This window comes from Chitinophagales bacterium (genome assembly GCA_019694975.1).
Classification (GTDB): Bacteria; Bacteroidota; Bacteroidia; order Chitinophagales; family UBA10324; genus JACCZZ01.
This window is the reverse complement of record JAIBAY010000003.1, coordinates 43,884-57,651: the sequence shown is the minus strand read 5'-3', so window position 1 is coordinate 57,651 and position 13,768 is coordinate 43,884. Positions and strand designations below refer to the sequence as shown.

At 43.4% G+C, this 13,768-nt stretch carries 13 protein-coding genes and 5 tRNA genes; 16 read left to right on the top strand and 2 right to left on the bottom strand.

Annotation, left to right across the window (positions count from 1 at the left end; translation table 11 throughout):
- Window positions 1-3: 3 nt before the first annotated feature.
- The 15 genes from K1X61_06715 (at window position 4) to rplK (ending at window position 9,287) form a co-directional block, all read left to right on the top strand.
- Window positions 4-942 carry a glycosyltransferase family 2 protein gene (locus K1X61_06715; protein MBX7108320.1) on the top strand — a complete coding sequence of 313 codons (939 nt, stop codon included), beginning with the start codon at window positions 4-6 and terminating at the stop codon, window positions 940-942.
- A 169-nt stretch (window positions 943-1,111) separates the two neighbouring features.
- Window positions 1,112-2,155, top strand: coding sequence for an NAD-dependent epimerase/dehydratase family protein (locus K1X61_06710; GenBank protein ID MBX7108319.1), 1,044 nt, complete (start codon window positions 1,112-1,114; stop codon window positions 2,153-2,155).
- Between the two features lie 72 nt (window positions 2,156-2,227).
- On the top strand, window positions 2,228-3,493 hold the full coding sequence (locus K1X61_06705) for a glycosyltransferase (GenBank protein ID MBX7108318.1): 1,266 nt from the start codon (window positions 2,228-2,230) through the stop codon (window positions 3,491-3,493).
- Between the two features lie 223 nt (window positions 3,494-3,716).
- Window positions 3,717-3,914 (top strand): 30S ribosomal protein S21, encoded by a 198-nt coding sequence (rpsU, locus tag K1X61_06700; GenBank protein ID MBX7108317.1) that lies wholly within the window; start codon window positions 3,717-3,719, stop codon window positions 3,912-3,914.
- A 58-nt stretch (window positions 3,915-3,972) separates the two neighbouring features.
- On the top strand, window positions 3,973-4,857 hold the full coding sequence (locus K1X61_06695) for a tyrosine-type recombinase/integrase (protein ID MBX7108316.1): 885 nt from the start codon (window positions 3,973-3,975) through the stop codon (window positions 4,855-4,857).
- A gap of 44 nt (window positions 4,858-4,901) precedes the next feature.
- The gene (gene raiA, locus K1X61_06690) at window positions 4,902-5,201 is read left to right on the top strand and encodes a ribosome-associated translation inhibitor RaiA (GenBank protein ID MBX7108315.1); all 300 of its coding nucleotides are present in this window, start codon (window positions 4,902-4,904) and stop codon (window positions 5,199-5,201) included.
- Between the two features lie 284 nt (window positions 5,202-5,485).
- A tRNA-Thr gene (locus K1X61_06685) sits at window positions 5,486-5,559 on the top strand.
- A 68-nt stretch (window positions 5,560-5,627) separates the two neighbouring features.
- Window positions 5,628-5,710: transfer RNA gene (locus tag K1X61_06680), tRNA-Tyr, on the top strand.
- 134 nt (window positions 5,711-5,844) lie between these two features.
- Window positions 5,845-5,917 (top strand) — tRNA-Gly (locus tag K1X61_06675).
- 70 nt (window positions 5,918-5,987) lie between these two features.
- Window positions 5,988-6,060: transfer RNA gene (locus tag K1X61_06670), tRNA-Thr, on the top strand.
- 310 nt (window positions 6,061-6,370) lie between these two features.
- Window positions 6,371-7,558: an elongation factor Tu gene (gene tuf, locus K1X61_06665; protein ID MBX7108314.1), complete on the top strand. Its 1,188-nt coding sequence runs from the start codon at window positions 6,371-6,373 to the stop codon at window positions 7,556-7,558.
- 231 nt (window positions 7,559-7,789) lie between these two features.
- Window positions 7,790-7,862 (top strand) — tRNA-Trp (locus K1X61_06660).
- 32 nt (window positions 7,863-7,894) lie between these two features.
- Window positions 7,895-8,086 carry a preprotein translocase subunit SecE gene (secE, locus tag K1X61_06655; protein MBX7108313.1) on the top strand — a complete coding sequence of 64 codons (192 nt, stop codon included), beginning with the start codon at window positions 7,895-7,897 and terminating at the stop codon, window positions 8,084-8,086.
- A gap of 17 nt (window positions 8,087-8,103) precedes the next feature.
- Window positions 8,104-8,649: a transcription termination/antitermination protein NusG gene (nusG, locus tag K1X61_06650; GenBank protein MBX7108312.1), complete on the top strand. Its 546-nt coding sequence runs from the start codon at window positions 8,104-8,106 to the stop codon at window positions 8,647-8,649.
- A gap of 200 nt (window positions 8,650-8,849) precedes the next feature.
- Entirely contained in the window at window positions 8,850-9,287 is a 438-nt protein-coding gene (gene rplK, locus K1X61_06645) for a 50S ribosomal protein L11 (GenBank protein MBX7108311.1), read from the top strand.
- Between the two features lie 189 nt (window positions 9,288-9,476).
- Here the strand turns inward: rplK and nusB are convergent, their stop codons facing one another.
- A complete protein-coding gene (gene nusB, locus K1X61_06640; protein MBX7108310.1) occupies window positions 9,477-10,421 on the bottom strand; it encodes a transcription antitermination factor NusB in 945 nt (314 codons plus the stop codon).
- A 144-nt stretch (window positions 10,422-10,565) separates the two neighbouring features.
- Window positions 10,566-11,672: a leucine dehydrogenase gene (locus K1X61_06635; protein ID MBX7108309.1), complete on the bottom strand. Its 1,107-nt coding sequence runs from the start codon at window positions 11,670-11,672 to the stop codon at window positions 10,566-10,568.
- A gap of 180 nt (window positions 11,673-11,852) precedes the next feature.
- Between K1X61_06635 and K1X61_06630 the strand changes: the two genes are divergently transcribed.
- The gene (locus tag K1X61_06630; protein ID MBX7108308.1) at window positions 11,853-13,661 is read left to right on the top strand and encodes an ABC transporter ATP-binding protein/permease; all 1,809 of its coding nucleotides are present in this window, start codon (window positions 11,853-11,855) and stop codon (window positions 13,659-13,661) included.
- Window positions 13,662-13,768: the final 107 nt, after the last annotated feature.

Below are 13,768 nucleotides of genomic sequence, written 5' to 3'. Positions count from 1 at the left end.
TTCATGCAGATTTCAGTTGTTGTTCCGTTGTTTAATGAACAGGAATCGATACCGGAATTAACGGCATGGATTCAGCGTGTCATGGCTGCGAATCAGTTTACATATGAGATTATTTTTGTGGATGACGGAAGCCGCGACGAATCATGGCACATTATACAATCACTTGCAGAGCAGTTTGACCTTGTAAAGGGTATTAAACTCAGGAGAAACTATGGTAAATCGGCTGCATTAAGCGAAGGATTCAGTGCAGCGGAAGGAAATGTTGTGATTACGATGGATGCCGACCTGCAGGATAGTCCCGATGAGATTCCTGAACTATACAGGATGATTGAAAAGGAAGGATTTGACCTCGTGTCAGGCTGGAAAAGGAAACGCCATGATCCTGTTTCCAAACGATGGCCGTCCAGGTTATTCAACAGGGTAACCCGTTATATGAGTGGCATCAATATCCACGATTTCAATTGCGGGCTGAAAGCTTACAGGAAGGATGTGGTGAAAAACGTAGAGGTGTACGGTGAAATGCACCGTTACATTCCATTGCTTGCAAAGTGGGCCGGGTTTATCAATATTACGGAGAAGGAAGTAGTACATTATCCGAGAAAATATGGCGTTACCAAATTCGGATGGGAAAGGTTTATCAACGGCTTCCTCGATCTGCTTTCCATCATTTTTGTTTTCCGTTTCGGAAAGCGCCCCATGCATTTGTTCGGAACACTTGGATTGATTTCCTTTTTTATCGGATTTGTCATTTTGCTATACCTATCAATTGGTAAAATATTCTATGACATGACTAAAATGACTGAACGGCCCATCTTTTATCTTGGCCTGGTGACCATGGTGATTGGCGTACAGTTGTTTCTTTCCGGGTTTCTGGCTGAACTGGTCTCTAGAAATGCGGCAGACCGGAATGTCTATATGATTGACCGTCGTGTCAATCTTTAATACTTTTCAGTAATAAAATGTTTTATGAAAGGGCTGCTGTCAGGGATTGTCTTGATATGTTCAGCGTATCTTGTCCGGATATTCAATAGGCGGCCACTCATCCCTTCGCAGGCAGGCAGGATCTCATTTCAATAAAATTAGAATAGTATGTTTGTGAAAAAAACAGAGTATGGCCATTCATCTGGTGTCAGGCGGTTGTGGTTTTGTTGGCAGAAATCTGGTGAAGCGATTGCTGAAAAACACAAGTGACACATTGTTTGTCGTGGATGATTTGTCTACAGGCAGGCCACCGGAAAGCTGGCTCGATCAGCCTGCCTTCACGGTAGTGAATGATTTGAAAATATATTGCGATGGCCGGTTGATTTTTCAAAAAGGCGATTTCAGGAATTTTCTTTTTGAAATAAAAAACAATCCTGATTATATCAATACGCGCTACGGATTTAACTTTCCAAGGTTCTCCGATGTTTATCATTTTGCCGCCATTGTAGGCGGACGACTCAAGATAGACGGTGATCCGATGGTGGTGGCGCTTGATCTGTCGATAGATGCTGAGTTTTTCTATTGGATCTGCACCTACAAACCATCCAGGGTACTCTATCCAAGTTCAAGTGCTGCTTATCCCATTAGCATGCAAACAGATGCGGAAGCAGTTGCACTGAAAGAGTCAGACATTAAGTTTGATCAGAACCTCGGGCAACCGGATATGACGTATGGCTGGTCGAAGTTGACCGGCGAGTATCTTGCGCAGATTGCAGCGAGGCACTATGGTATTTCAGTCGCCTGCGTTCGGCCCTTTTCAGGCTATGGCGAAGATCAGGATCTTACCTATCCGGTGCCGGCAATTGCAACCCGTGCGGCGAGAAGGGAAGACCCATTTGAAGTTTGGGGAAGCGGCAAGCAGGGGAGAGACTTCGTGCATATTGATGACTGCATTGATTGCATTCTCATGGCGATGGATCATATTCATGATGGATCGGCTATTAATATTGGCTCAGGCAAACTCACTTCATTTATTGAAATCATCACGCTATTCTGTGAATTTGCAGGGTATAAACCGGTAATTAAGCCATTATTAGACAAGCCGGTGGGCGTGCACTCGAGGTATGCTGACATGAATTTTGTTGCCGGAAAATTTCATTGGCAACCAAAGATCACGGTTGCTGAAGGTATGAAAAGAGTTTACGATGCAGCGGTTGCAGCAATAAGCAGTTAAATGCCACACAGTAACAGAGCAGGATAGTTACTGTGGTCTGCAAAAAGTTTAAAAGCAGTTCAAATTACAAATGTGAAAGTTGTTTGTTTTGGCCCAGGCCCACAGTTCAAAGGAGGAATCTCGAACTACAATACTTCACTGGCTAAGGCACTTGAAAAAAATGGTGCGCAGGTTCATATTGTTTCCTGGACACAGCAGTATCCTGCTATTATTCCGAGAGATTTTATTGACAGGAGCAGTAAGCTGGATTTTCTGGAAGGAAGTAATATTCAGGTAAGCTATGTCACGAATTACAACAATCCGTTTTCCTGGAAAAAAACGGTGAACATGATCCTCTTGCTGCAACCAGACATCGTAATTTTTCAATGGGCAATTGCTTTACAAGGATTGCCTGTCGGCTGGATGGCTGGCAAACTCATGCAATCAGGGAAAGCGGAAGTGATTATTGATTGTCACCTGGTGATGCAGAAAGAAGCTTCTTCCCTCGATAAATATATCAGCAGATATGGCCTGTCCCATGCGCATACCTATATCGCCCATGCCTATAAAACGGTGCATGAATTGGAATCACTTTTTCCTGAAAAAAAATTTTTGGTGAATGAAACCGGCAACCGAAGCAATAATGGGCAGCCGACCATTATCAAGCTTTTTCACCCGATTTATGATCTGTTTAAACCGGATCCGGCTTTTAACATCGAAGCGGTAAAAGAGGAATTGCATCTCAGGCGATATGTTTTTCTTTTTTTTGGATTCATCAGAAAGTACAAAGGACTGCACAATGTGATTCATGCATTTAAGATAGTGACATCCGAAAGAAATGATGTTTCATTGTTAATTGCGGGTGAGAGTTTCTGGAACACACTGGACCGGAAAAAAATTTCAGCAAGAATAAAAAGCACTTTATTCAAATGGGCGAAATCATTGGTGCTTAAGCAAAGTGAGAATGAGCAGGATTATCAGCCGCTCCAGCTGATAGAAGAACTGCAACTGCATGACCGGGTGACTGTCGTAAATCGTTTCATACCTAATGAGGAAGTGCCGAAATATTTCCAGGTAAGCGACTGTATCGTTTTGTATTATCTCACCGCTACACCTTCCGGAGTAGAGTCGCTTTCCTATAATTTTAACCTGCCTGTGCTTGCCACCCGTGTAGGCCACTTTCCGGAGACTATTAAGGACGGGTATAATGGTTACCTGGCAGAAGCAGGGGATATCAATTCCATGGCGCAGCAGATGTTCCGATTTATTGATCAACCCATAAAAAGGGAAAATGTAGAAGAATCGACCCGCATGATGAGTTGGGATGCGTATGTGAAGGCGATTCTGAACAAAGCGTGATATCAATTTTATTGACTGCCTGTAAATTGATGCTGTTATTGGGTGGCCCTAAATAACGGCATATACAAGCACGTGACAAGTAGCCATCTGATCCGGTAATCCCGGATAGCTGGCCTTTTCTATTCAAAAAATCAGGACGCAGGGGTTAAGGTTAGATTCAATATTCGATTTGCTCAATAATTTTCAATGATTATCTTTGCAGTCCTAAAATAAAAGAATCAGCATGCTCATCATTGATACCCGGGACAGCGAATCCCTCGACAAGGCGTTAAAAAAGTATAAGAAAAAGTTTGAAAAAGCCGGCATTTTGAAGCAGCTGAAGTCGCGCCAGTCCTTTACCAAACCATCCGTCAAGCGGCGCGGAGAAATTCTTAAAGCGGTGTACCGTGATGAAGTAACCCGCCAGATGGAAGCGCAATAAATCTTGTTATTCCCCCATACTTATGCCTATATTTGTATAGTAAGCATTAGTGAACGGGATGGATCTTAGCAGTTTTCTCCAATATCTTCAATACGAAAAGCGTTATTCAAAGCTCACTATTGCAGCTTATGAGCATGACCTCCTGCAGTTCTCCGAATTTTTGAAAACGACATACGATCTCGAAAATCTATTGGATTCCCGCCATGCCTTTGTTCGTTCCTGGCTTGTTTCGCTGATGGAAGCCGGCACCGGTACCCGATCTATCAACAGGAAATTATCGGCATTAAAAACATTTTTCAGGTTTAATATGAAAATGGGTGCGATCAGTCATAATCCCATGGCAAAAGTTATTGCCCCAAAGATACCAGGTCGTCTGCCCGTTTTCATCAATGCCAGTCAAATCGAATTCTTATGGCGTCATTTTGATTTTGGGGAAGGGTTTTCCGGTACGCGCAACCGGCTGATCATGGAACTTTTTTATGGTACCGGTATGCGTCGGGCTGAGTTATTGCAACTTACCGATAAGTCAGTTGATTTCAATCGGCAGACCATCAGGGTGCTGGGGAAAGGGAACAAAGAGCGTATCATCCCATTCAATCCGCACCTGCAAGAGCTGATTGATGCATACATAACGATGAGGAATAATGCGTTTAACAAAAGTGATTTTCAGGCGCTTATTGTTACGGATAAGGGGGAAACGATGAATCCCAGAAAGGTGTATGCTATTGTAAATAGTATCCTTCGGCAGGTTACCACAATTGAAAAGAAAAGCCCTCATGTGCTTCGGCATACATTTGCGACGCATTTGTTAAACAACGGAGCAGAGATAAATGCTATTAAGGAACTGCTCGGGCATGCCAGCCTGGCGGCAACTCAGGTGTATACACATAATACCATTGATAAACTAAAAGACATTTACAGGAAGGCCCATCCGAAGGCCTGATGCTAATTCAGTTTTTTCTTCAAATAATAAAATCCTTATCAACCATGAACATAAAGATTCATTCAATCCATTTCGATACAGACGAAAAACTGGAAAGCTTCATACAGAAGAAACTACAGAAACTGGATGCAATTGTTACGCATATCATTGATGCACAGGTGACGTTGAAACTGGATCACAATAAAGGCACCGTTAAGGATAAGATTGCCGAGATCAGGATTAAGATCCCTGGTAAAACTGTGTTTGCAGAAGAACGCAGTAAGCTGTTTGAAGAATCTGTTGAATTGGCTGCCGATTCTATTATACGGCAAGTGAAAAAGCACAAGGATAAGATCCGGAATTAATTTTCTGAAACACTTTCTGATTTCTTATTTATTCCCGTATATTTGCCCACCTTTTTTGGGGGCATCGGTATTAATTTTACCGGGTTTGATATGTCCTGAGGCTTATCCGGAAAAGATCTGAAGGAAATAGTGATACTGCAGCGCATGGTTGAAGTGGAGATAGGTGTTTTGATGTTGAATTGATTCGGAGAAAAATACCTGTTGATTAGGATTGGCTTGTATCCCGGGCTCAATTGATTAAATAAAGTTGGGTATTCATTTCAAAGTGACCGGAGTTAATGAATGCCGATGTAGCTCAGTTGGCCAGAGCTACTGATTTGTAATCAGTGGGTCGGGGGTTCGAATCCCTCCATCGGCTCTTAAAATGGTGATGGTTGATCAGCATGCAGGATTTTAACTGTTGCTTACAACTGTTGCAATCAAAAGGGGGAGATTCCAGAGTGGCCAAACGGGGCAGACTGTAAATCTGTTGTCTTATGACTTCGGAGGTTCGAATCCTCCTCTCCCCACTTAAAGCAGGATTGGTGCGGTTGACATAAAAGTTATTGTTTGAAATTTGTTCTTTTTTTACTGGATTATTTACAAAGATTTAACCAGGGTAGGCGTGGGATTTCTGCCTGTTGAATTTTTTGAAATTAATTAAGCGGGAGTAGCTCAGTTGGTAGAGCATCAGCCTTCCAAGCTGAGGGTCGCGGGTTCGAGTCTCGTCTCCCGCTCTGCAAGGTTTTCTCAATTTCAGTATTAACCTGATGGCCGGTTGCTGAATAGTAAAACCGGCAGGCATTTGCCGATGTAGCTCAGTTGGTAGAGCACATCCTTGGTAGGGATGAGGTCACCGGTTCGATTCTGGTCATCGGCTCTGTTTTTTAATACGGAGTTTTTGGAAAAGGCATAGCAGATTATCAACTTGATGAAAGACGATAGGAATGCTTTTGATATACTTCCCGGAAATCCGCAGCTGAACTGTCAGCGCAGAAAAAGAATAACCATTCCCGGTTAAACGGGAGGTCATGTAGCTCAATGGCAGAGCGCCCCTTCAACCGGGAAAGATATCCTGATCGTAACAGGATCATTGACGCAAAAGTGGATGTTGGTGATTAAATTCATTGCATGCATTTTTCATTAAACATTACTTTAAACATTTTTAAACCTTCATCAAACATTAAGTTATGGCTAAAGAAAAATTCGAACGTACCAAACCGCACGTAAATATTGGCACAATCGGTCACGTGGATCACGGAAAGACCACGCTCACCTCTGCGATTACCTACGTGCTTTCTAAACAGGGTTTGGCTGAAGTGAAGTCATATGACTCCATCGACAATGCTCCTGAAGAAAAGGAACGTGGTATCACTATCAATACAGCACACGTGGAGTATCAGACAAAGAACCGTCACTATGCACACGTAGATTGCCCCGGTCACGCTGATTACATCAAGAACATGGTAACCGGTGCCGCGCAGATGGATGGTGCCATCCTTGTGGTAGCTGCTACGGACGGACCTATGCCGCAGACCCGTGAGCACATTCTGCTGGCCCGCCAGGTTGGTGTTCCCCAGGTGGTAGTGTTCATGAATAAGGTGGACCTTGTTGATGATCCTGAATTGCTTGAACTGGTTGAGATGGAAATCCGCGAGTTGCTTACTTTCTATAAATTCGATGGTGACAAAGCAGCGGTGATCCGTGGTTCTGCTTTGGGAGCCTTGAACAATGATCCGGCAGGACTTAAATCCATCGAAGAACTGATGGAAGCCGTTGACAGGGAGATACCTGTTCCCGTTCGTGCAAAGGATAAGGCATTCCTGATGCCTGTGGAGGACGTATTCTCCATAACAGGTCGGGGTACTGTTGCCACAGGCCGTATTGAGCGCGGCACGATTCATACCGGTGATCCCGTTGAAATTATTGGTCTTCAGGATCAGTCGCTGAAATCTACCGTTACCGGAGTTGAAATGTTCAGGAAGATCCTGGATGATGGAGAAGCCGGCGATAACGTAGGTTTGTTGCTGCGTGGTATTGAAAAGGATGATATCCGCAGAGGAATGGTAGTTTGTGCCCCGGGGTCTATTACACCGCACACAGAATTTAAATGTGAAGTTTATGTGCTGTCGAAGGAAGAAGGCGGACGTCATACACCATTTTTCAATAATTACCGTCCGCAGTTCTATCTCCGTACAACCGATGTAACAGGCGAAGTCCAGTTGCCAAGTGGTGTGGAGATGGTGATGCCAGGTGATAATATCTCCATTTCGGTGAAGCTGATTACACCGGTTGCCATGGAAAAGGGTCTGCGTTTCGCCATTCGTGAAGGAGGACGTACCGTAGGTGCCGGCCAGGTGACTGAAATTATTAAATAAGAATCAATTCGCTGGCAGTTTGTAACCTGTTGTAACATCAGGTTGCAAACTGCCAGTTTATTATTGGGATTTTGCGCTTTTACGTTCCAGCATTGAATGCAAAGAATGTTTCGTCCGATTTTTAATGTAAAACTGATTGCATGCAAAAGGACAAAACATAAGGCGATGAATCAGACTTCCGGCTAAAACCGGATTTTCTTTGGTCAGGGTGGTTGAAGGAACAGGAAATAAACGGGTGTAGCTCAATTGGTAGAGTAGTGGTCTCCAAAACCATTGGCTGAGGGTTCGAGTCCTTCCACCCGTGCAAACAGAATCGTTAACTTTTACTAGATAGATATGAATCAGATTTCAAATTTTTTCACGGAGACGTACAATGAGCTTATGCATAAAGTGTCGTGGCCTACCTGGGAAGAACTGCAGGCCAGCACCATTGTCGTAACGGTAGCTGCAGTGATTGTAGCGTTTATTGTTTTTGTGATGGATAAGGCTGCTGATCTGGCAATGTCAACATTCTACCATTTATTCTAATCGAAAATTAAGGAGTTATGTCTGAAGAGAAAAAATGGTATGTGATGCGGGTGATAAGTGGCAAGGAAAGAAAGATCAAAGAGTACATTGAAAACGAAGTAAGCCGGAGCGGCTGGAATGAAATCATCTCACAGGTACTCGTGCCGATGGAGAAGGTTTACAAGGTGAAAGACGGCAAGAAAATTATCAAGGAACGTACCTTTTATCCGGGATATGTATTGCTGGAAGCGAATGAGATAAAGATGAATGGTGACATGTTCTCAGCGATTAAAAATGTCTCCGGCGTAATCAACTTTTTAGGCGGCGCCAAGCCTCAGCCTCTCAGGAAAACTGAAGTGAACCGTATCCTGGGTAAAGTGGATGAGATGGCGGAGGTTGGAGAAACAATCATCGAACCATTCCTCGTAGGGGAAAATGTTAAAATCACTGATGGTCCCTTTAATGACTTTATCGGTTTGATTGAAGAGGTGAATGAGGAGAAGAAAAAGCTTAAGGTTACCGTTAAAATATTCGGCAGAAAGACGCCGGTTGAATTGAATTATGCACAGGTGGAAAAGCAGTAACAGCTAAGATTAAGTGCTGACTGTAACCTGGCAAAATGAGCAATTATTTTTCAAAGTAGAAAATTGAATCGTTAATCGGAGCCGCTTCACTCCGTTTACTTGGCAGTTTCAATGGCATCTTTGATTTTGAATAGTTAGTTGAATTTTCAGCATCTGCTGTGCTTCTAAAAATGTGAAGACAGCAATAAAAAAAGCAAGCCATGGCAAAAGAAATTGAAACATTTATAAAACTTCAGGTAAAGGGCGGTGCGGCAAATCCTGCTCCGCCGATCGGACCGGCACTGGGCGCCAAAGGGGTTAACATCATGGAGTTCTGTAAGCGGTTTAATGCACAGACCCAGGATAAACCCGGCAAAACACTGCCTGTCGTAATTACGGTATTTAAGGATAAGTCCTTTGAATTCATTATCAAACAACCTCCTGTTGCTATTTCCCTTCTCGAGGCATCAAAGAAGGATAAAGGAAGCGCGGTTCCTAACCGGAATAAAATCGGCAGTGTCAACTGGGAACAGATTCAGAAAATTGCTGAAGAAAAAATGAGTGACCTGAATTGCTTCACCCTTCATTCTGCCATGAGGATGGTAGCCGGCACGGCTCGTTCTATGGGATTGACGGTAGAAGGTACAGCACCATTCTGATCCTCCCGAATACATTCAGCACATTATTTATATGAAAAGAGCCGCTTCTCACAAGAAGCGGTTTTTTTGTGTCCCTGAAATTTACTGGGTGCGAATCAGCTATAAGTATGCAGATCTTTTCAAGTTCGGGGCTGACGGAATCTTGCTGAATCGCGTCTGACATTGCTGCATCGGCCGCAAACTCTCTGGTCAATCGTCTTTTACCCCACGGCCGCTTTTGACGATCTTGCCATCATTTTTCAATTGTTTCATGATTGCATCAAGAATACCATTGATAAATTCGCCGCTTTTAGGCGTGCTGTATAACTTGGCCAACTCGATGTATTCATTGATAGACACTTTTACTGGAATTTCCGGGCAGTACAACATTTCGCTAACTGTCATCTTCATCAGGATGAAGTCCATCATGGCAAGCCTTTCTTTATCCCAGTTCTCCAGGAAAGGTGCAATTAGTTCATCAAGTTCTGTTTCGTGATGCAACGTATAGCGAAGCAAGTCCAGCGCGAATTGCTTTTCCTCTTTTGTTTCTTTCGAATGACTGATAATAAATGATTTTTGTCCGGGTGACAATGCTTCAATCGTATTCATTACAGAGTGATAGATAGCATCTTTATCATCGAGCCAGCCCGGAAAGACATCTTCCACGTGTTGTTGAAATATTTCAGCGGGATACAGTATTTTCTTATAGAGAAATGAGATGATATTCCTGTCATCAGGCAATAGAGGATTTTCCAGGTGGGAATAGGTGTGATATTCCGGAGTCTTCTTAAGCAGATGAAAAAATTGCCTGAAATAATCTTCATCTATGCGGTTATCCAGCTTTTCACGCCGAATTTCTTTGTATAAATCTTCTGTTACTACAAGATGCTGAATGATGAAATTGTGAAACAACTGAACAGACAGGAAATGATCTTCATCGGAAGGAATATGTTTACCTGCCCGGATTTCCGCATCTTTCAAAACATACTCAGTGGTTTTGGAAAGCAGGTAGAGGTTGTATAGAAAAGCGCGGTAAAAACTATTGATATTTTCAAGCATCGTCTTTTCCAGACGTTCTGCTGTTTTCCCGCTATCGTGCGCATGCGCATAAATAACCTGCATCACTTTAATACGCACATTTCTTCTTGAAAGCATAGTAATATCTGATAATTACAAAATGTTATTGACTGAGTATGGCTACCGGCATGACAAGCAGCGCATGATCAACAGTTGTTTTTCTCATGACACCGTTTTTATTAACAGCCAGGCACAACAGGAGAAAAACCGGGTGGAATAATTTTATCTTCTTGCATTCAGGTGTGCTATACTGTTGATACGTTCTTCCGCAATTTCATTTGCGGCTTTATAGGTGGGAATCTTTTTGTTTTGGGCGTAATTAAAAATGTCCAGCGTGCGCTGATAAATTTTTTCAGTTTCTGTTTTTACCCGTTCGCGGTTATACGTTTCAAGCTCCATTCCTACATTTATCAGGCCGCCGGCATTAATTACAAAATCAGGTGCATATAATATACCCCTGTCAATCAGTACCTGGCCATGCTTTTCCTCCACCGCCAGCTGATTGTTGGCACCGCCGGCAATGATGGAACATTTCAGTTTATGTATGGTATCATCATTCACTGTGGCACCAAGTGCACAAGGTGCATAAATGTCTGCATCCAGTTCATATACCTCTTCAGGTTTCACCACTGTAACCTTATGCTTTTTACTGATGGCGGCTAACCTGTCGGCATAGATATCAGTTACGGATATTACCGCACCTTCCTGCTCCAGGTGATTGACAAGATGTTCGCCGACATGGCCAATTCCCTGCACAATCACTTTCTTTCCGTGGAGTAAGTCATTGCCATAAACCTTTTTCGCAGCAGCTTTCATGCCCATATACACACCTAAAGCCGTGAATGGCGACGGGTCGCCGCTTCCTCCAAGATATTCGGGCAATCCGGTTACATACTTCGTTTCACGCGATATCCATTCCATATCTTCTTTAGAGGTGCCCACATCCTCTGCGGTGATGTATTTTCCACCAAGCCCCTCGACAAACTTGCCATAGCGCCGGAAGAGTGCTTCGGATTTCTCTTTCCTGCTATCACCAATAATCACGGCTTTACCACCGCCAAGATGGAGACCGGTAATAGCAGCTTTATAGGTCATGCCGCGCGACAGGCGCAAGGCGTCGGTTATAGCATCAATATCATTTGCATAGTTCCAGAACCGTGTGCCACCCAATGCAGGCCCCAACACAGTATTATGAACTGCGATAATTGATCTCAGTCCGGATGCTTTATCATGGCAGAAGACTACCTGTTCATGATCCATTGAAGCCATTTTGTCGAATACAGAAAACGGTGCGGAAATTTCTGCGGAAGTGTTGGTAGCAGCAGCCATCAAATATATTTTTTGGATTGAGTCTGGGAAAAGTTGATTAAAAACAGTGTTCCATTTATTGAATTCAATACCATTACATTTACGGAAGATTGAATTGCACTTTTGACAAGTACTTCTGAGGCCTCAAAGGTAGTTTTATTTTTGTGAGGAGAAAATTCAATATCCGGTAGTAATACTGCAATGAATAACTTACGTACACTTAACAAATATTTATACAAATACCGTATAAGGCTGGTAATGGGTATTGTTTTTATAGCCTGTTCCAATCTCTTCGGTGTGTATGCTCCGCAGGCAGTGCGTCATGCTGTGGATATGATTACCAGCCAGATTGCCTATCACCATTTCTATACCGGTTCGGGTTTGTATCGCGATTTTATGAAGGTGTTCGGTATGTCGATTCTGTTTTTTGGAATGGTAGTGGTTGTGCTTGCCATATTGCGCGGGATATTCCTGTTTTTTATGCGGCAGACTATTATCGTTATGTCAAGGCTGATTGAATACGATCAGAAGAATGAAATTTATGCGCATTACCAGCAGCTTCACCTTGATTTTTATAAACGTAACAATACCGGTGACCTCATGTCACGCATTACGGAAGATGTATCCAGGGTGAGAATGTATACCGGTCCGGCCATCATGTATACAATTAACCTGCTCGTGTTATTTGTAATGGTCATTTACACCATGGTGCGGGTTAACCTTGAACTCACCTTATTTACTGTTGCACCATTGCCGCTGCTGGGTTATTCCATCTTTTACGTCAATGGAATGATACAGCGCAAGAGTGAAGCAATTCAGCGGCAGCTTTCTTTCTTAACCACCATTTCACAAGAATCCTTTTCAGGTATCCGGGTAATCAAATCGTATGTGCAGGAGAAGTTCATGAGCCGGTACTTTAATGCAGAATGCGAGCACTATAAAACAAATAACCTGGCGCTTGCCCGTATCGAAGCTATTTACTTTCCCATCATATTTTTACTGGTGGGCCTCAGCACGGTACTGACGATATTTATTGGTGGAACACAGGTTATTCAGGGTAAGATAACGTCCGGTAACATTGCCGAGTTTGTTATATACATCAATATGCTGACCTGGCCGATTGCTTCAGTAGGCTGGGTAATGGCGCTTGTGCAACGCGCTGCCGCTTCACAGAAACGGATTGATGAATTTATGAGTGTTGTTCCCGCCATTAAATCTCCTGCAATAGCAGATGCTCCGATTGGTGGTAGTGTGGAATTCAGGCAAGTGTCATTTACTTATCCTGTTACGGGCATTAAAGCATTAAAGGGAATCTCCTTTGTCGCAGAGAGAGGACAGCGGATTGCAGTGATCGGTCGCACTGGTTCAGGTAAATCCACATTAGGTCAGTTGCTTGTAAGATTGTATGATCCGGATTCGGGATCTGTCTTATTGGATGGTCAGGAATTAAGATCGCTGAACCTGTATGCACTTCGCCGCCAGATCGGTTATGTTGCACAGGATGTATTCCTGTTTTCCGATTCTGTAATAAACAACATTGGCTTTGGCCTCGAATCCGAAGCGATTGAACGTGATAAGGTGGTGGCTGCCGCCATGAATGCGGCAGTACATAACGATATTCTGCAGCTGCCGGAGCAGTATGAGACCATTGTAGGTGAACGCGGTGTCACGCTTTCCGGCGGACAAAAACAGCGCATCTCCATCGCCAGGGCATTGATAAAGGATACTGGTATTGTTGTATTCGACGATTGCCTTTCAGCGGTGGATGCACAGACCGAAAGAGAAATACTGGGGTACCTGGATAAGTATCTCCGAAACCGCACCACCATAATTATCACCCACCGTATTTTTTCGCTCTTTAATTTTGATAAAATTATCGTGCTGGATGATGGTACGATAGCAGAAGAAGGTAATCACACAACGTTGATGGAACGAAAAGGTATCTACTATGAGCTGTTTGAAAGACAGCAACTGGAAGAGAGCAGGGTATCGAAGACAGCACCTGCCTGAGACCCTGACAGGGTTGAGTGACCGGGTCGCATTCCCGCTGTTTATCTTTTGCCACACCTTTTGCAATAGCTGCAATTGCGGATTTGTTATTCCTTAAAAGATTTTGA